This window comes from Achromobacter sp. EG18 (assembly GCF_059759395.1).
Genome location: NZ_CM186213.1, coordinates 4,507,459 through 4,524,549, shown reverse-complemented (window position 1 = coordinate 4,524,549; position 17,091 = coordinate 4,507,459). Strand labels below are relative to the sequence as shown.

Genomic DNA, 17,091 nt, shown 5'->3' with positions numbered 1-17,091 from the left:
GCGCCGCCGGCAACACCATCCCCAGCAAAACAACATATCCGCACGACGGAGGAGACAATCATGCGCGCAATCGCAGCATGCCGCACGGCCCTGGCCGCGCTTTCCCTGGTAGCAGCCGCCGCCTCGGCCGCCCAGGACTGGCCGACCAAACCCATCACCCTGGTGGTGCCCTACCCGCCGGGCGGCCCCACCGACATCGTGGCCCGCGTGGTCGCGCAGGGCCTGGGCGACGAACTCAAACAGACCATCATCGTCGACAACCGCTCCGGCGCCGGCGGCAACATCGGCGCCGATATGGTGGCCAAGAGCACGCCCGACGGCTACACGCTGCTGCTGGCGACCACGGCCCACGCCATCAACATGTCGTTGTTCAAGAACCTGAACTACGACACCCGCAAGAGCTTCGCGCCGGTGTCGCTGCTGACCGCCGGCCCGCTGGTGATCGTGACACGCCCCGACCTGCCGGCCAGCAACGTGCGCGAGCTGATCGCGCTGGCCAAGTCCACGCCGGGCAAGCTGACCTTCGCCTCGTCGGGCAACGGCCAGTCCACCCACCTGGCGGCGGAGCTGTTCGACGCCATGGCCGGCGTGCGCATGGTGCACGTGCCTTATCGCGGCAGCGCGCCGGCGCTCACCGACGTCATGGGCGGCCAGGCCGACCTGATGTTCGACACCATGCTGTCGTCGATGCCCTATGTGAACGGCGGCAAGCTCAAGGCGCTGGCGGTGACGGGTGCGGCGCGCTCGCCCGCCGCGCCCAATGTGCCCACCGTGGCCGAGGCCGGGCTGCCCGGCTACGAGGCCACCGCCTGGAACGGCCTGCTGGCCCCGGCCGGCACGCCCGAGCCCGTGCTGCTGCGCCTGAGCACCGCCTTGCAGAAGGTGCTGGGCCGCGCCGACATCCAGCAGAAATTCGCGGCCCAGGGCTTCGCCTCGGAATGGAAGACGCCCGCCGACACGGCGCGCTTCCTCGACACCGAGGTCGAGAAATGGGCCGGCGTGGTCAAGACTTCCGGCGCCACGGTCAACTGACCCCGCGCCCGCCTTCATCCTACCTTGGGGAGTTTCATGGCTTCTGTACCCACCGGCGACGCCAGCCTCGCGCGCCTGCTCGATCCGGCCTCGATCGCGATCGTCGGCGCCTCCGACAATCCCGACAAGATCGGGGGCCGACCCATCCACTACATGCGGCGCCACGGCTATGCGGGCACGCTGTACCCGATCAACCCGCAACGCGCCGAAGTCCAGGGCGAACGCGCCTGGCCCAGCCTGGCCGCGTTGCCCGCCGCGCCGGACCTGGCGATCGTGGCGGTGGCCGGCGAGCAGGCGGTGCGGGCGGTGGATGACTGCGCCGCGCTGGGCGTGGCGGCGGCCATCGTCATCTCGGCCGGTTTCTCGGAAACCGGTGAAGCCGGGCGCGCGCTGCAGGATGCGATGACGGCGCGCGCCCGCGCCGCCGGCATGCGCATCGTCGGCCCCAACTCGCAGGGCCTGGCCAACTTCGGCAACGGCGCCATCGCCAGCTTCTCCACCATGTTCCTGGAGGTGGCGCCGGGCGACGGGCCGGTGGCGGTCATCAGCCAGAGCGGCGGCATGTGCGCCATGGTCTACGGCCTATTGCGCCAGCGCGGCATCGGCGTGCGCCACGTGCATGCCACCGGCAACGAGGCCGACGTGTCGGTCGCCGAACTGGCCTGCGCGACGCTGCGCGATCCGGAAGTCGGCTGCGTGCTGCTGTACCTGGAATCGCTGCGCGAGGCAGGGCCGCTGGCCGAGGCGGCCGCGCTGGCGCGGGCGCGCGGCGTGCCGCTGATCGTGGTCAAGTCGGGCCGCTCCGAGGCCGGCGCGCGCGCCGCGGCCTCGCATACCGGCGCGCTGGCCAATGAGGACCGCGCGGTGGATGCGTTCTTCGAACACCACGGCATCCTGCGCGCGCGCGATCCGCAGGAACTGGTGCGCTACGCCGAGCTGGCCCTGCGCAGCCCCTTGCCGCAAGGGCCGCGCGTGGTGGTGGTCAGCAACTCCGGCGCCAGCTGTGTGCTGGCCTCGGACGCGGCCGCCGAGCGCGGCCTGGAGATCGCGCCGCTGGCCGACGCCACCCAGCAGGCGCTGGCCGAGCGTCTGCCCGGCTATGCCACCACCGTCAACCCCGTGGACATCACCGCCGCGCTGCTGTCGAACAACGGCCTGTTCGGGCAAGTGCTGCCCGTGATCGGCGCCGACCCGGCGGCCGACATGTTCCTGCTCGATATTCCAGTGGCGGGGCGCGGCTACGACGTGGCCTCGTTCGCGGCGGATGCGGCCGGCTTCGCGCAAACCGCCTCCAAACCGGTCGTGGTGGTGGCGTGGCAGGACAACGTGGCCAGCGCGTTCCGCGCGCGCGGCCTGCCCGTTTACGCCGACGAGATCCAGGCGATGGATGCCTTGTCGGCGCTGTTGCGCCTGCGGCGGTTGCGCGAACGCGGCCGCATGGCGTCGCCGCCAGCATCGCAAGGCATTGTGGCGGCCGATCCGGCGCCCGACGCGGCCAGCGGCTTCCTGTCCGAGGCGGCCAGCCTTGCGCTGCTGGCTGATAACGGGCTGGCGGTGATCGAACACGCCGTCTGCCGCACGGCCGACGAGGCCGTCGCCGCGTGGCGGCGCATCGGCGCGCCGGTGGCGTTGAAGGCCTGCTCGGCGCAACTGCCGCACAAGTCCGAGCACGGGCTGGTGGCGCTGGGCCTGAACGACGAGGCCTCGCTGCGCACGGCGTTTGCCCATCAAGCCCAAACCTTGGGTAAGCTGGACGTGCGCGATGGCGCCTGGCTGGTCGCGCGGATGCAGCGCGGCCTGCACGAATGCGCGCTGGGCGCGCGCGTCGATCCGGTGCTGGGGCCGGTCGTCATGATCGGCAGCGGCGGCAAGTACGTCGAGGCATTGCGCGACGTGGCGGTACTGATGCCGCCGTTCGATGCCGCGCAGGTGGTCGAGAAGCTGCGCGGCCTGCGCATCGGCGCGCTGCTGCAAGGGGTGCGCGGCGATCCGCCCGCCGACGTCGCCGCCCTGGCGCAACAGGCGGTGGCGCTAGGCAACTACGCGCTGGCGGCCGGCCCGCGGCTGGCGTCGGTCGACATCAACCCGGTGATGGTCGGCGCCGTGGGGCAGGGCGCGGTGGCGGTGGACGCGCTGGTGGAACTTCATGCCGCCAGCCAGCCAGCCGCAAGGATGACGGCCTGAGGCCGCCGGCACACAAACAAAGGAGACGCACCGATGTTTGAAGACCTGAAATCCAAGACCGCGCTGGTCACCGGCGCCTACAGCGGACTGGGCCGCCACTTCGCGCTGCGCCTGGCCGAAGCCGGCGCGCGCGTGGCGTTGTGCGGGCGCCGGACCGAACTGGGCGAAACCCTGGCAACGGAAATCCGCGCCCAGGGCGGCCAGGCCTGCGTCGCGGGCATGGATGTCACCCAACCCGACAGCGTGCAGGCGGCCTTCACCCAGGTCGAGCAGGCGCTCGGCCCGGTCGACATCGTCATCAACAACGCCGGCATCGCCATGACGCGCCCCGCGCTGGAGATCAGCGAAGACGAGTGGACCGGCCTGATCGACGTCAACCTGAACGGCGCGTGGCGGGTGGCGCAATGCGCCGCGCGCCACTTCCACGGCCACGGCCGGCCCGGCGCCATCGTCAACATCGCCTCGATCCTGGGCCAGCGCGTGGCCTCGCACGTGGCCGCCTACACCGCCGCCAAGGCCGGCCTGCTGCACCTGACCCGCGCCCTGGCGCTGGAATGGGCCCGCCACGGCATCCGCGTGAACGCGCTGGCGCCCGGCTACATCGGCACCGACCTGAACCGAGAATTCTTCGCCACGCCCGCCGGCGAGGCCCTCGTCAAGCGCATCCCGCAGCGCCGCCTGGGCCGCCCGCAGGACCTGGACGGCCCCTTGCTGCTGCTGGCCTCCGATGCCTCGGCCTACATGACGGGCGCCGTCATCGACGTCGATGGCGGCCACCTGGCCAGCTCGCTCTGAACCCGCATCCCCATCCGGAGACCCCGCCATGGATTTTTCGCTGCCCCCCGAACTGGAAGACTACCGCCAGCGCGTGCGCGCCTTCGTCGACCGCGAGCTGATTCCGCTGGAAGCCGACCGCGCCAACTACGACGACCACGAGAACATCGACGCAGCCCTGCTGGACCGCGTGCGCGCCAAGGCCCGCGAGGCCGGCCTGTGGGCCCTGCAGATGCCGCGCAAGCGCGGCGGCCAGGGCCTGCCGATGGTGGGCCTGGCCGCCTGCTACGAAGAGATGAACCGATCCATTTTCGGCCCGGCCGCCTTCAACGCCGCCGCCCCCGACGACGGCAACATGCGGGTGCTGGCGCAGGTGGCGCGGCCCGACCAGCAGGACCGCTGGCTGCAACCCATCATCGACGGCAAGGTGCGCTCGTCCTTCGTGATGACCGAACCCAGCCCCGGCAGCGGCTCGGACCCGTCAATGATGCGCACCACCGCCACCCGCCAGGGCGACAAGTGGCTGATCCACGGCCGCAAGTGGTTCATCACCGGCGCCGGCGCCGCGCAGCATTTCATCCTGATTGCGCGCACTTCGGACGACGCCCGCAAGGGCCTGTCGGCCTTCCTGTTCGACGCCGACCAGCCCGGCTGGCGCATTGTCCGCCGCATCCCCATCATGGGCCCGGAAGAACACGGCGGCCATTGCGAGCTGGAATTCGACGGCCTCGAGATTCCCGACGAGAACCGCCTGATGGAAGTGGGCGACGGCCTCAAGCTGACGCAGATACGCCTGGGTCCGGCGCGCCTGACGCACTGCATGCGCTGGCTGGGCCTGGCGCGGCGCGCCATGGCGGTGGCGGTGGACTACGTCGGTGAACGCAGCAGCTTCGGCCAGAAGCTGGCCGACCGCGAGGGCGTGCAATGGCTGCTGGGCGACGCCGCCATGCAGATCGAAATCGGCCGCCTGCTCACCATGCGCGCCGCGGCGCGGCTGGACCAGGGCGACTTCGCGCGCAAGGAAATCTCCATGGCCAAGATCGTGGTGTCGGAAACCGTGCACAAGGTGGTCGACACCGCGCTGCAGCTGAACGGCGCGCGCGGCTATTCCAAGGACACGCCGCTGGAATGGATCTACCGCTACGCGCGCCAGGCGCGGCTGGTGGACGGCGCCTCCGAAGTGCACAAGATGGTGCTGGCGCGTTACCTGATGGACCAGGGCGATGCATTCTGGCAGTGGGACGACGCGGACGCCCCGCGCAAGGCGCTGGTATGAGCGCGCCCGATCACGCCACCAACGCCGCCCCCGATTGGCTGCCCGCGCTGGCCGCCTACCTGTCGGCGCAGGGCCTGGGCAACGCCAGCGGCCTGCGCGCCCGGGCATTGACGGGCGGCCAGTCCAATCCGACCTACCTGCTGGAAGATGACAGCGGCGCGCGCGTGCTGCGCAAGCAGCCGCCCGGCACGCTGCTGCCCTCGGCCCACGCGATCGACCGCGAGTACCGCGTCATGGCCGCGCTGGCCGGCACCGCCGTGCCCGTGCCGGCCATGCTGCACTACTGCGCCGACCCTTCCATCGTCGGCACGCCGTTCTACCTGATGAGCTATGCGCGCGGCCGCGTCTTCATGGACCCGGCGCTGCCGGGCCTGGCGCCCGCCGAGCGCGCCGCGTTGTATGCCGAGACCGGCCGCGTGCTGGCCGCGCTGCACGCGGTGGAACCGGCCGCCGTCGGGCTCGCGGACTACGGCAAGGCCGGCGACTACTTCGCGCGCCAGGTGGCGCGCTGGACTCGCCAGTACCGCGACACCGAAACCACGTCCATCCCCGCCATGGACGCGCTGATCGACTGGCTGCCGCAACATCTGCCGCATGACGACCAGACCCGCCTGGTGCACGGCGACTACCGCATCGACAACCTGGTATTCGCGCCCGACGCACCGCGCGCCATCGCGCTGCTGGACTGGGAGCTGTCGACCCTGGGCCATCCGCTGGCGGACCTGGCCTATCACTGCATGTGCTGGCGCATCCCGCCGTCCCTGTGGCGCGGCATCGCCGGCCTGGACCTGGCGGCGCTGGGCATCCCCGACGAAGCGCAGTTCGTGCGCGCCTATTGCGAGGCGCGCGGCATCGCGCCGCCGCCCAACTGGGATTTCTACCTGGCCTACAGCTTCTTTCGCATCGCCGCCATCCTGCAGGGCGTGTACGCGCGCGCCCGCGCCGGCAACGCCGCCGCCACCGATGCGCTGGAGATGGGCGCGCGCGTCGAACCGCTGGCCTCACTCGGCTGGCAGGCCGCGCAACGCGAATCCGCACGCCTGGCCACCGCAGGCCACTAGGAGCGCATCATGACCGCATCGCCATCCGCGTCCGACGACACACTGCCCCGCAACGCCGCCAACCACCAGCCCCTGACGCCGCTGGGCTTCCTGGCGTGGGCGGCGGCCGTCTACCCGGAACGCGCCGCGCTGCTGCACGGCAGCCATAGCCAGAGCTGGCGCGCCACCTACGACCGTTGCCGCCAGATGGCCGCGGCGCTGGCCGCCTGGGGCGTGCGCCGTGGCGACGTGGTGGCGGTGCTCGCGCCCAACACGCCGGCCCTGTACGAAGCGCACTTCGGCGTGCCGATGGCCGGCGCGGTGCTGAACGCGCTCAACACCCGGCTCGACGCGCGCACGCTGGCGTTCATCCTGCAACACGGCGGCGCCACCGTGCTGCTGTACGACAGCGAATACGCGCCGCTGGTGCGCGAAGTGCTGGGCCACCTGCGCGCGCCGCCGCGCACCGTGCGCATCGAAGACAGCGAATACACCGGCTCGCACGGCGACCTGGGCGATGCGGAGTACGAAGCCTGGCTCGCCGCGCAACCGGCCGACGCGCCCTGGGAAGGGCCGCGGGACGAATGGGACAACCTCTGCCTGAACTACACCTCGGGCACCACCGGCAACCCCAAGGGCGTGCTCTATCACCATCGCGGCGCCTACCTGAACGCCACCGGCAACGTGCTGGCCTGCGGCATGCCGCCGCACGCCGTCTACCTGTGGACGCTGCCCATGTTCCACTGCAACGGTTGGTGCTTCCCGTGGACCATGGCGGCGCTGGCGGGCACCAACGTCTGCCTGCGGCGCGTGGAGCCGGCGGCCATCTTCGAGGCCATCCGCCGCCACCGGGTCGGCTTCTTCTGCGCCGCGCCGGTGGTGCTGAACATGCTGGTCAACGCCCCTGCCAACGTCCGCCACCGCGCCACGCATCGCGTGCAGGCCATGACCGGCGGCGCCGCGCCGCCCGCCGCCATCATCGAAGCGATGGAGCAACTGGGCGTGGGCGTCACCCACCTGTACGGCCTGACCGAAACCTACGGCCCGTCGATCAGCTGCGCCTGGCACGACGAATGGGACGACCGTCCCCTGGCCGAGCGCGCCGCGCTCAAGGCGCGCATCGGCGTGCGCAAGCTCAACGTCGAAGCGGTGCGGGTGATGGACGCCGCCATGCGGCCGGTGCCGGCCGACGGCGCCACGCTGGGCGAGATCATGCTGCGCGGCAATACGTTAATGAAGGGCTACCTGCACAACCCCGAGGCCACCGCCGACGCCTTCGCCGGCGGCTGGTTCCATTCCGGCGACCTGGCCGTGGTGCATCCCGACGGCTACATCGAGATCAAGGACCGCGCCAAGGACATCATCATCTCGGGCGGCGAAAACATCTCGACCGTGGAAATCGAAAGCGTGCTGTACCGCCACCCCGACGTGCTGGAAGCCGCCGTGGTGGCGCGGCCCGACGCGGTGTGGGGCGAAACGCCGTGCGCCTTCGTCACGCTGAAAGAGGGCGCGGCGTGCGGCGCCGACGACCTTATCGCCTACTGCCGCGAACACCTGGCGCGCTTCAAGACGCCGCGCACCGTGGTGTTCGGCGCCCTGCCCAAGACCTCCACCGGCAAGATCCAGAAGTTCGTGCTGCGCGAGCAGGCGGCGGCGCTGGCGGACAAGGCTGCCGACAATTGAAGCACCAGCCGGCCGACAGGCCGACACCGGGCCGCCTTCCCAGGCTCCGACCGTGACGTCTGGCGCCGCCTGGCAATGTTGATACAATACGAATCATTATCATTCTATCGACGCCAAGACAACGCGCCGGGTTCGCTGGCCGCGCGACGGACATCGGACTTAGGGGCACCATGGGGGAGCGGTTCTTCGGCGTGATCGCCGAGGCATACAAGGCATGGAACGCGGAGCTGGTCGGTTTCCTGAACCGCCAGCTCAAGCGCTCGCCCGACGCCGCCCAGGATCTGGCGCAGGAAACCTTCGCGCGCTGGCTGGCCGCCAGCCGCGGCGCCGAGCCGCCCGAAAAGCCGCGCGCCTATCTCTATGAAATCGCCCGCAACCTGCTGCGCGACCACTGGCGCCGCGAAGCCGTGCGCGACGAGCACATGGTGGCCAGCCTGGACGACCAGGCCTACACACCGCCGCCCGGCAGCCTGGCAACCGCGGCCGGCTGGCAGCCCGACGCGCGCGCCGACGCCAACCAGCGCCTGCGCCTGCTGCAGGCCGCCATTGACGACATGCCGCCGCGCCAGCGCGAGGCCTTCCTGCTTTATCGGTATGATGAGCTGCGTTGCGAGGACATCGCCGCGCGCATGGGCATCTCCGTGCGCGCCGTCGAAAAGCACCTGCAACTGGCCCTGGCGCACTGCAAGCGCCGCGTCCACGGCGAATCGTCATGACCCCATCCCGTTCCCTATCCGCAGTCGAAGAGGCCGCGAGCGCATGGTTCATGCGCCGCCGGGAACGCGCGTCCGATGCCAATGCCGAACAGGCGTTCCAGGCCTGGCTGGCGCAATCGCCGCTGCACCGGCAGGAATACGACAAGCTTGCGCAGGTGTGGGATGACCTGGCCGCGCTGCCGCGTCCGGCCAGCGCGCCGGATCGTGCATCTGCCGGCGCCGCCCACATTGCTCCCGCCGACGCTGCCCAGCCCATCGGCGTCGCCACCCGACGGCCGGCAGCCGCGCGGCAGCCGCGGCCCGCCTTCCTGCGCTGGGGCGGCGCGCTGGCCGCGCTGGTCCTGCTGGCGGGCGCCGCCTACCAATATCTGCCGGTCAATTACGAATCGGTGGCCAACGCCTCCACCCAGACACGCAGCCTGGACCTGGCCGACGGCACCCGTATCCACGCCAACGTCGGCACCCGCGTCCACGTGCGCTACACCCTGGCCGAACGCCGCATCGACATCGAAGGCGGCGAGGTCTACATCGACGCCGCGCCCGACCGCCGGCCGCTGCTGGTATCCGCCGGCGGCGCGCGACTGCGCGACATCGGCACCGAATTCAATGTGCTGCTGCTGCCCGACCTGCTGCAGGTCGGCGTGCGCAGCGGCCAGGTGCGGCTGGATGCCGACGGCGCCGCCAGCCCCGGCCCGCAGATGCTCCACGCCGGCGACACGGTGCTGCTCGCGCGCGCCGACGCCCGGCTGCTGGCGCGCGCGCAGGTGCCGCCCGGCGAAGTCGGCGCCTGGCAGGACGGCGTGGCGGTGGTGCACGACGCCACCCTGCAACAGCTGGCCGGCTACCTGGCCCTGTACCGCGACGCGCCGCTGCGTTTCGCCGACGACCGCGCCCGCCGCCTGCGGCTGTCCGGCACGCTGGACCTGCGCCACCCCGAGGCTTTCCTCGACACGCTGCCCGGCCTGCTGCCGGTCACGCTGACCCGCCGGCCCGACGGCACCGCGGTGATCGCCAGCCGCTGAAGCGGCCAGGCGAAATTATTTTCATTCAGCAGGTACGGGTTATGGCAAGTCGCGCGTCTTCCCCCGTGTAGATCCACTTCCACACCGAGGAACGACCATGGCGCAACGCCACTTCCGCCGCCGGCAAAGCGCCGGCCGTTACGCGCTGCTGTGCGCGCTGTCGATGGGCGCCGCGCTGGCGGCACAGACCCTGGCGCCGTCCGCGGCCCACGCGCAGGGCCGCGCCGCCGCGCAGGCCTTCGACCTGCCGGCCGGCAACCTGGCCGACGCGCTGGTGGCGCTGGGCCGCCAGGCCCAGGTGCAAATCCTGTTCAGCCCGGACAGCGTCGCCGGCCTGCGCGCGCCCGCCGTGTCCGGCAGCATGACCCCGCAAGCCGCGCTCGACCGTCTGCTGGCCCGCAGCGGCCTAGTGGCCGTGCCCAGCGGCAACGGCTTCATGGTGCGCTCGCCCGCCGGCGCGTCCGCCAGCGACGCCACCATGCTCGCGCCCGTCACGGTCACCGGCCGCGACCTCGCCACCACAGAGGGCACCGGTTCCTACACCCCCGCCGCCGTCACCCTGGGCAAAAACACGCAAAGCCTGCGCCAGATCCCGCAATCGGTCTCGGTGGTGACGCGCCAGCTGCTCGACGACCAGAACCTGGTGAACCTGGACGACGCCATGCGCACCGTCACCGGCATCACGGTGGAAGCCGGCAGCATCGGCGGCAACCACGGCAATTTCTATTCGCGCGGCTACGCGCTCGACACCATCCAGGTCGATGGCGTGAACACGCCGGCCAGCACCGGCAACGACCTGAGCGCCGGCTTCGGCCTGGCCATCTACGACCGCATCGAGGTGCTGCGCGGCCCATCGGGCCTGTATCAGGGCGCGGGCGATCCCGGCGGCACCGTCAATCTGGTGCGCAAGCGCGCGCAAAAGGAATTCGGTTTCAGCGGCCAGGTCATGACCGGCTCGTGGGACCGCTACTACACCGAGGCCGACCTGACCGGCCCGCTCGACAGCGACGGCCGCCTGCGCGGCCGCGTCGTGGCGTCCTATGACGACCGCGGCTCGTTCGTCGACGGCGTCTACACCAGGAAGCCGCTGTTCTACGGCACCCTCAGCTTCGACCTCACCCCCGATACCACGCTGACCGCGGGCGCCACCTACCAGCAATACAAGGGCCGCCCCTTCTTTGGCCTGCCCGGCTACACCGACGGGCGCCTGCTCGACGTGCGCCGCTCCACCAACCTGGACCCCAGCTGGAACCACATCACCGAAGAAATCACCGAGTACTTCGCCGACATCGACCACCGCCTGTCCAACGGCGGCCGCATCAAGGTCAGCGGCGTCTACCGCGAACAGGACGAGCCCAGCCGCCAGTTCGGCTGGTCGGACTGCGCCGTCGATCCGGTCACTGGCGACACCTGCCTGGTCACCTGGAAATACCGCAGCCACTGGAAGACCTACGGCCTGGACGCCTTCGTCGCCACGCCATTCCAGGCCTTCGGCCGCGAGCACGAGCTGACCGTGGGCGCCGACTACCGCAACGTGCACAAGAATTTCCGCTACGGCGGCGGCGACAACGCCGACATCAACCTGTTCCACCCCGACAACAACGTCCCCAGGCCGGACTACGAATACACCAACGGCAACGACAGCAAGACCGACCAATACGGCCTGTACGCGCGCGCCAACCTGCGCGTCACCGACGCCGCCACCGTCATCGCCGGCAGCCGCCTGACCTGGTGGGAAAACCGCACGCAGAACCGCAACGCCTACTTCAACCAGTTCACCAACACCAAGAGCAACATCAACGGCAAGTTCACGCCGTACCTGGGCCTGGTGGTGGACCTGAACGAGCAGTTGTCGGCCTACGCCAGCTACACCAGCATCTTCACGCCGCAGACCACCACCGACGCCAACGGCCAGCTGCTGGATCCGCGCACCGGCAAACAGGTCGAGATCGGCCTGAAGGGCGAATTCCTGGACAAGCGCCTGAACGGCCACGTGGCGCTGTTCCGCATGGAAGACGAGAACCGCGCCATGACGGACCCGGACAATCCGCTGTTCTCGATGGCGGCGGGCAAGATGCGCAACCAGGGCTTCGAGGCCGAGATCAGCGGCAGTCCGGCGCCCGGCTGGGACATCACCGCCGGCTATGCCTACACCACCACCAAGACGCTGAAAGGCACGGAAGACCAGAAGTCGCAGCAATACGTTTTCATCACGCCGCGCCACACCTTCAACCTGTGGACCAAGTACAGCTTCGCCACCGGCACGCTGGAAGGGTTGTCGCTGGGCGCCGGATTGCGCAGCGTCAGCAGCATGTATCGCCTGAACGGCCCGGTGAAGTTCGAACAACGCCCGTACACCACGGTATCGGCGCAGGCCGGCTACCGCTTCAACAAGCACCTGGAAGCGACCCTGACGGTGAACAACCTGTTCGACAAGGTCTACTACCAGCGCGTGTGGGCGGCGTATGGCTCGAACTACTACGGCGAGCCGCGCAGCGTGATGCTGAACCTGAAGGCGACGTATTGAGCCTGGGCCGGACGCGCCGCAGCAAGCGCGCCCGGCCGACCATTCAATGGCAAGACGCCAGTCGCATTGATAGGTAACGCGCGCCAGATCGAAGCGGCGCGCCGCGATATCCTGCTCGCGCATCAGCACGTAGCTGGCGCCTGGCTGCGTAGGCATGCGCAAGGCGCGTTGCCGCGCCGTCCGCGCGCCGTCATTCCTGCGCAAGAATCCGTAGAAAACTCACGACACACGCGACACCGGCCAGCAGCGCGCCGATCCACAGCGCCACTTGCGCGCCCCCGGCGCCCACCAGCGTGAAACACGCCGCCACCAGCGCCGCTCCCGAAGCCTGGCCGATCAGCCGGGCGGTGGGAATGATGCCGCTGGCCGCGCCGCTGCGTTCGGCCGGCGCGCTGGTCGTCAAGGCCTTGAGATTGGGCGACTGGAAAAAACCGAATCCGGCCCCGCACACCGCCAGCCGCCAGATGATGTCGGCATCCGACACCTGCGCCGGCAGCAGCGCCACCAGCACCATGCCGACGCACAGCACCAGCAGCCCGCCGCCGCCCAGCAGCGCGACCGAATGGCGTTCCGACAGAAACCCCGCCAGCGGCGCGGCCACCGCCACCACCACCGGCCAGGCGGTCAGCAGCAGGCCCGTCTGCACATCGGAACGCCCCAGGCTCATCTGGAACAGGAACGGCAACGCCACCAGCGCCAGCCCCTGCGCCGCGTAAGACAGCACCGACGTGGCCACCGACATCGCGAACAGCGGCCGCCGGAACAGGTCGACCGGCAGCATCGGCGCGGGATGCGCGCGCTGGCGGCGCAGCAGCAGGGCGCAGCACAGCGCCGCGGCGACGGCCTCGGGCAGGATGCGCGTCCAGCCGGCATGATGGGCCGCATCGCCCAGCGCCAGCACCGCCAGCGCGAAGGTCGCGCCCAGCAGCAACGCCGCCACGCCGTCGAAACGCGGCGGCGCCTTGCGCGGCGGATTGCGCGGCAGCGTGCGCCACGCCATCGCCATTGCCACGGCCCCCAGCGGAATGTTGATTAGGAACAGCCAATGCCAGGTGCTGACCGCCAGCACCGCCGACGCCACCGACGGCCCCACCACGTAGAACACCGCCACGGTGAACGCATTGATGCCCTGCGCGCGGCCGATCTGGCTGCTGGGAAACGTCAGCCTGATCAGCGCGGTGCCGACCCCCAGGATGCCCGACGCGCCCACGCCCTGCAGCACGCGCGCCGCGGTCAGTAGCGCCAGCGAGTCGGCCACGCCACAGGCCAGCGACGCGAGCGTGAACACCAGCAGGCCATACAGATAGACGCGGCGATGGCCGACGATGTCGCCCAGCGCGGCGAACGGCAGCAGCGTGGCCACCATGGCGATCTGGTAGGCATTGATGATCCAGATCGAAGCGTCCGGCGTGGTGCGCAGATCCGCCGCGATGGTCGGCAGGGCGGTGTTGGCGATGGAGGTATCGAGCGTGGCGATCGCGCTGCCCAGGATGAGCGTGGAGACCGCCCAGAGCCTTTGCCGGCCCGGCAGGCCGTCGCCGATCTGTGGCAACGCCAGGGTGCTTTCTGAGGAGGACGGCATGCGGGACGGCTCCTGGGCGGCGTCCGTGGCGCACGGCGGATACGGCCATGGCGGGGCGCGGGAAAGGCGGATAGCTGTCAGGCTGTAAGACAGCATAGCAAGGCATAATCCACCATGCAACGGGCCTGCGCCGGGCTTTGGGCGAAGCGATATCATGGCGCCAGGGGCGGCGCCGGCCGGCATCGCGCAGCCTTTGTCTTCGCCATTGGATAGGAAGCAGACATGCAAGTTATCGAGCGTCCGCTGACGCTGGTGGACCAGGTCATCGCGGCCTTGCGCAAGGAGATCGCCGAAGGCCGCTTCGCGCCCGCCTCGCGCCTGCCGGCCGAACAGGAACTGGCGCGCACGCTGGGCTGCAGCCGCCCGGTCATCCGCGAAGCCGTCTCGCAACTGAAGGCCGACGGCGTCCTTGTCACCACCAAGGGCGTGGGCGCCTACGTCGCCGCCAACCCCGCCGGCAGCGTGTTCCGCCTGCCGCGCGGCGACACCTCGGCCAAGGACCTGGCGCAGTTGTTCGAACTGCGCTTCTGGATGGAAACCGCCGCCGCCGAAGCCGCCGCCCTGCGCCGCAAGACCGCCGACCTGGCACGCATGCGCGATGCGCTCAAGCGCATGGAGCGGCACGCAGGCGACTATCCCGCCGCGTCCAGGGCCGACGTCGACTTCCACGCCGCCATCGCCGGCTCGACCCAGAACGCCTACCTGGTGGCCTTCAGCGGCTTCATCGAAGGCCAGCTTCTCAAGGCGCGCGAAATGGGCTGGCAGAATTCGGCCCGGCTGGCCGGCGGGCCGCGCCCCGCGCAGCAGGAACACCTGCGCCTGTTCGACGCCATCCAGGCCAAGGACCCCGACGCCGCCCGCCAGGCCGCCGCCGCGCACCTGCTGGCCTCGGGCCGACGCATGGGGCTGGACGTGCAGAAGCTCGAACGCATGGCGCATCCCGACCGCCCCTGAGCCCGCCACCACTTGCAGTCGGACACAATTGGCAAATCGCTGTCCGACGCCCGCCCCATCTACCCTCTAAGATGGCGCCGCACAATGCGCCTCGGTGCGCTTATCGAAGACCGACGAGAACAAATCCGACATGAATACGCGTCTGCAAACCCGCCCGTTCCCGCGCCGTCCGCCGCTGCGCGCCACCGTCGCCGGCCTGTGCGCCGTCGCCCTGGCCACCCTGTTCAACCCCGCCAGCGCGGCCGAACCCGCGTCCAAGCCGCGCCTGGACGCCGTCCAGGACACGCAACCGGCCGCCGCCAAGGTCGCTCCGCCCGACGCCCCCACGGTGATGTACGCCATCTATCAGATCGACGGCAAGGGCGCCGACTCGTACGAAGTCGCCAACGGCAGCGTCGCCACCTACTGGTTCGGCCACGCCTTCGAACTGGGCGGCACGCAGTACTTCACCGGCTTCACCTGGGACACCCGCGAAAAATACGGCAAGCCCGGCGAAGACGAAGCCGGCCCCGAAACCCAGGTCAACCTGGCCGAAGCCACTTTCACGCTGACCGGCTCCACCGCCGAGCGCCCCTGGAAGTTCCGCGGCATGGAGCACACCATAGGCATGTTCGGCGCCTACGAACGCGCCGAAGCCGTCGACACTGGCCGCAAGCCGCTCGACTACCGCACCCCGGAAGGCAAGTTGCTGCTGGCCGTGCCGACCCAGGGCTTTGACAACGGCACCAGCTTCGAAGGCTACGCCCTGTTCGTCTTCAATCCCGGCCCGCGCGACGAGCTCAAGGACAAGGTCTGGACCTACGTCGGCAGCATCCTCACCGGCGACGACAACAGCGCCGCCTGCGCCGACGGCGATGTCATGCCCTGCGTCGCCAAGACCGGCAAGCTGACCTTCACCGCGCAGAACGGCAGCGACATGCCGCGCCTGACCGTCACCCCCAGCGGCACCGAAATCTCCGGCCCGGGCAAGACGCGCAAACTGGGTCCGGCCGACGCCGTCAGCTACGTCTACGACGAAGCCGGCAAGAAGTACGCCGAAAAGTAGACGACAACGCAGCGAACACGAAAAAACCGGGGCGCGACGTCCGGCATCCCGGCCCGTGCCCCGTCCCGCGACTGCCGCTAAACTGACTGGTCATGAAGAACGTCTTCACGGAGCGACCATGACCTCCCCGCCCCCGGCCATCACCCCCGCGCGCACCGCCTTGCTGGTCATGCACTACCAGACCGACATCATGGACCTGTTCCCGTCGGTCGCCCCCACGCTGCTGGCCAACACGCGGCAACTGTGCGATACCGCCCGCCGCGCCGGTGTGAGCGTCTACTTCGCCAAGATCCACTTCAGTCCCGGCTACCCGGAAGTCAGCCCGCTCAACAAGAACGGGCAGGGCATCCGCCAGTTGGGCCGCTTCGTGCATGACCGCGTCTCGCCCGAACTCGGCCGGCGCGACGACGAACCCATCATCCTCGCCCACCGCGCCAGCGTGTTCTTCGGCACCGACCTGCAACCGCGGCTGTCGGCCCAGGGCATCGACACCCTGATCATGGTGGGCGTCGCGTCCACCGGCGTCATGCTGTCGTCCATCGCCCACGCCAGCGACGCCGACTACCGCCTGCTGACCGTCAAGGACTGTTGCTACGACCCCGACCCGGTCGTGCACGACCAACTGTTCGCGACCGCTTTCGAGTCCCGCACGACCGTGCTGTCGCTGGACGCCGCCCTGTCCCTGCTGGGCGGTCTATCGAACGAATGAGTTGACCCATGCGTACCCTGATCATTGCCTCCCTTGCCATCGCCCTGAACTTTTCCCACGCCGCCGTGGCGCAAGCCGAACAAGGCTGCCCCGACGGCTACGCGCCCAGCGTCGGCACGCCCGGCCAGCAATGCGTGCCGATCCCCGTGGAGATCGCGCCTGCCGCGGGCGGCGCGTCCACCGCCTCGTCGCGCGAAGCCCAGCGTTGGGGCGCCGTGGCCTATGACGCGCTGTCCGGTTCGATCGGCATCTCGGCCGACCGCGCCAGCAAGGCCCGCGCGGAAAAAGACGCGCTGGCCCAATGCGCCACCAAGGGCGGCGCCCGCTGCGTCATCAACACCACCTACCACGACCAGTGCGTGGCGGTCGCCTACGGCCCGTCACCCAAGGGCAGCGGCGTGCTGGTCAATTCCGTCACCGCCGCCGGCGAGGAACTGGCCCGCATGCGCGCGCTGGAAACCTGCGAGAAGGACACCGGCGCCAGCTGCCAGGCGTTCTACACCGGTTGCAGCCTGCCCGTGCCGGCCCAATAATCGACCGCCACCGG

Annotated in this window: 14 protein-coding genes; 13 read left to right on the top strand and 1 reads right to left on the bottom strand. The window is 70.1% G+C overall.

Annotated elements, in window-relative coordinates; translation table 11 throughout:
• Positions 1-60 precede the first annotated feature (60 nt).
• The 9 genes from AC6CR5_RS20790 to AC6CR5_RS20750 all read left to right on the top strand — a co-directional run bounded on the left by AC6CR5_RS20790 (position 61) and on the right by AC6CR5_RS20750 (position 12,254).
• On the top strand, positions 61-1,032 hold the full coding sequence (locus AC6CR5_RS20790) for a tripartite tricarboxylate transporter substrate binding protein (RefSeq protein ID WP_047992412.1): 972 nt from the start codon (positions 61-63) through the stop codon (positions 1,030-1,032).
• Between the two features lie 36 nt (positions 1,033-1,068).
• On the top strand, positions 1,069-3,216 hold the full coding sequence (locus AC6CR5_RS20785) for an acetate--CoA ligase family protein (RefSeq protein ID WP_498084904.1): 2,148 nt from the start codon (positions 1,069-1,071) through the stop codon (positions 3,214-3,216).
• Between the two features lie 33 nt (positions 3,217-3,249).
• Positions 3,250-4,011 carry an SDR family NAD(P)-dependent oxidoreductase gene (locus AC6CR5_RS20780; protein ID WP_241117366.1) on the top strand — a complete coding sequence of 254 codons (762 nt, stop codon included), beginning with the start codon at positions 3,250-3,252 and terminating at the stop codon, positions 4,009-4,011.
• Positions 4,012-4,039: 28 nt separating this feature from the next.
• Complete coding sequence (locus AC6CR5_RS20775; protein WP_498084903.1) at positions 4,040-5,266, top strand: acyl-CoA dehydrogenase family protein; 1,227 nt, start codon at positions 4,040-4,042, stop codon at positions 5,264-5,266.
• A complete protein-coding gene (locus AC6CR5_RS20770; protein ID WP_498084902.1) occupies positions 5,263-6,327 on the top strand; it encodes a phosphotransferase family protein in 1,065 nt (354 codons plus the stop codon). The genes AC6CR5_RS20775 and AC6CR5_RS20770 overlap by 4 nt, the downstream gene beginning before the upstream one ends.
• Positions 6,328-6,336: 9 nt before the next feature.
• Positions 6,337-7,989 carry an acyl-CoA synthetase gene (locus AC6CR5_RS20765; protein WP_498084901.1) on the top strand — a complete coding sequence of 551 codons (1,653 nt, stop codon included), beginning with the start codon at positions 6,337-6,339 and terminating at the stop codon, positions 7,987-7,989.
• A 170-nt stretch (positions 7,990-8,159) separates the two neighbouring features.
• Entirely contained in the window at positions 8,160-8,705 is a 546-nt protein-coding gene (locus tag AC6CR5_RS20760) for an RNA polymerase sigma factor (RefSeq protein ID WP_047992407.1), read from the top strand.
• Positions 8,702-9,727, top strand: a complete 1,026-nt coding sequence (locus tag AC6CR5_RS20755) for a FecR family protein (protein ID WP_238866735.1) — start codon at positions 8,702-8,704, stop codon at positions 9,725-9,727. The genes AC6CR5_RS20760 and AC6CR5_RS20755 overlap by 4 nt, the downstream gene beginning before the upstream one ends.
• 97 nt (positions 9,728-9,824) lie before the next feature.
• Complete coding sequence (locus AC6CR5_RS20750; RefSeq protein ID WP_498084900.1) at positions 9,825-12,254, top strand: TonB-dependent siderophore receptor; 2,430 nt, start codon at positions 9,825-9,827, stop codon at positions 12,252-12,254.
• A 190-nt stretch (positions 12,255-12,444) separates the two neighbouring features.
• Here the strand turns inward: AC6CR5_RS20750 and AC6CR5_RS20745 are convergent, their stop codons facing one another.
• The gene (locus tag AC6CR5_RS20745) at positions 12,445-13,836 is read right to left on the bottom strand and encodes an MFS transporter (protein ID WP_047992406.1); all 1,392 of its coding nucleotides are present in this window, start codon (positions 13,834-13,836) and stop codon (positions 12,445-12,447) included.
• 222 nt (positions 13,837-14,058) lie between these two features.
• On the opposite strand from AC6CR5_RS20745, the gene AC6CR5_RS20740 reads away from it, so the two are divergent.
• The 4 genes from AC6CR5_RS20740 to AC6CR5_RS20725 all read left to right on the top strand — a co-directional run bounded on the left by AC6CR5_RS20740 (position 14,059) and on the right by AC6CR5_RS20725 (position 17,077).
• Entirely contained in the window at positions 14,059-14,790 is a 732-nt protein-coding gene (locus tag AC6CR5_RS20740; RefSeq protein ID WP_491007382.1) for a FadR/GntR family transcriptional regulator, read from the top strand.
• Positions 14,791-14,920: 130 nt separating this feature from the next.
• Entirely contained in the window at positions 14,921-15,835 is a 915-nt protein-coding gene (locus AC6CR5_RS20735; RefSeq protein WP_172965870.1) for a hypothetical protein, read from the top strand.
• A gap of 118 nt (positions 15,836-15,953) precedes the next feature.
• Positions 15,954-16,544: a cysteine hydrolase family protein gene (locus tag AC6CR5_RS20730; protein ID WP_498084899.1), complete on the top strand. Its 591-nt coding sequence runs from the start codon at positions 15,954-15,956 to the stop codon at positions 16,542-16,544.
• Between the two features lie 8 nt (positions 16,545-16,552).
• Complete coding sequence (locus AC6CR5_RS20725) at positions 16,553-17,077, top strand: DUF4189 domain-containing protein (protein ID WP_498084898.1); 525 nt, start codon at positions 16,553-16,555, stop codon at positions 17,075-17,077.
• Positions 17,078-17,091: the final 14 nt, after the last annotated feature.

Coding starts and splice junctions, on each gene's coding strand:
- AC6CR5_RS20790 (WP_047992412.1), top strand. CDS start 61: ATGCGCGCAATCGCAGCATGCCGCACGGCCCTGGCCGCGCTTTCCCTG.
- AC6CR5_RS20785 (WP_498084904.1), top strand. CDS start 1,069: ATGGCTTCTGTACCCACCGGCGACGCCAGCCTCGCGCGCCTGCTCGAT.
- AC6CR5_RS20780 (WP_241117366.1), top strand. CDS start 3,250: ATGTTTGAAGACCTGAAATCCAAGACCGCGCTGGTCACCGGCGCCTAC.
- AC6CR5_RS20775 (WP_498084903.1), top strand. CDS start 4,040: ATGGATTTTTCGCTGCCCCCCGAACTGGAAGACTACCGCCAGCGCGTG.
- AC6CR5_RS20770 (WP_498084902.1), top strand. CDS start 5,263: ATGAGCGCGCCCGATCACGCCACCAACGCCGCCCCCGATTGGCTGCCC.
- AC6CR5_RS20765 (WP_498084901.1), top strand. CDS start 6,337: ATGACCGCATCGCCATCCGCGTCCGACGACACACTGCCCCGCAACGCC.
- AC6CR5_RS20760 (WP_047992407.1), top strand. CDS start 8,160: ATGGGGGAGCGGTTCTTCGGCGTGATCGCCGAGGCATACAAGGCATGG.
- AC6CR5_RS20755 (WP_238866735.1), top strand. CDS start 8,702: ATGACCCCATCCCGTTCCCTATCCGCAGTCGAAGAGGCCGCGAGCGCA.
- AC6CR5_RS20750 (WP_498084900.1), top strand. CDS start 9,825: ATGGCGCAACGCCACTTCCGCCGCCGGCAAAGCGCCGGCCGTTACGCG.
- AC6CR5_RS20745 (WP_047992406.1), bottom strand. CDS start 13,836: ATGCCGTCCTCCTCAGAAAGCACCCTGGCGTTGCCACAGATCGGCGAC.
- AC6CR5_RS20740 (WP_491007382.1), top strand. CDS start 14,059: ATGCAAGTTATCGAGCGTCCGCTGACGCTGGTGGACCAGGTCATCGCG.
- AC6CR5_RS20735 (WP_172965870.1), top strand. CDS start 14,921: ATGAATACGCGTCTGCAAACCCGCCCGTTCCCGCGCCGTCCGCCGCTG.
- AC6CR5_RS20730 (WP_498084899.1), top strand. CDS start 15,954: ATGACCTCCCCGCCCCCGGCCATCACCCCCGCGCGCACCGCCTTGCTG.
- AC6CR5_RS20725 (WP_498084898.1), top strand. CDS start 16,553: ATGCGTACCCTGATCATTGCCTCCCTTGCCATCGCCCTGAACTTTTCC.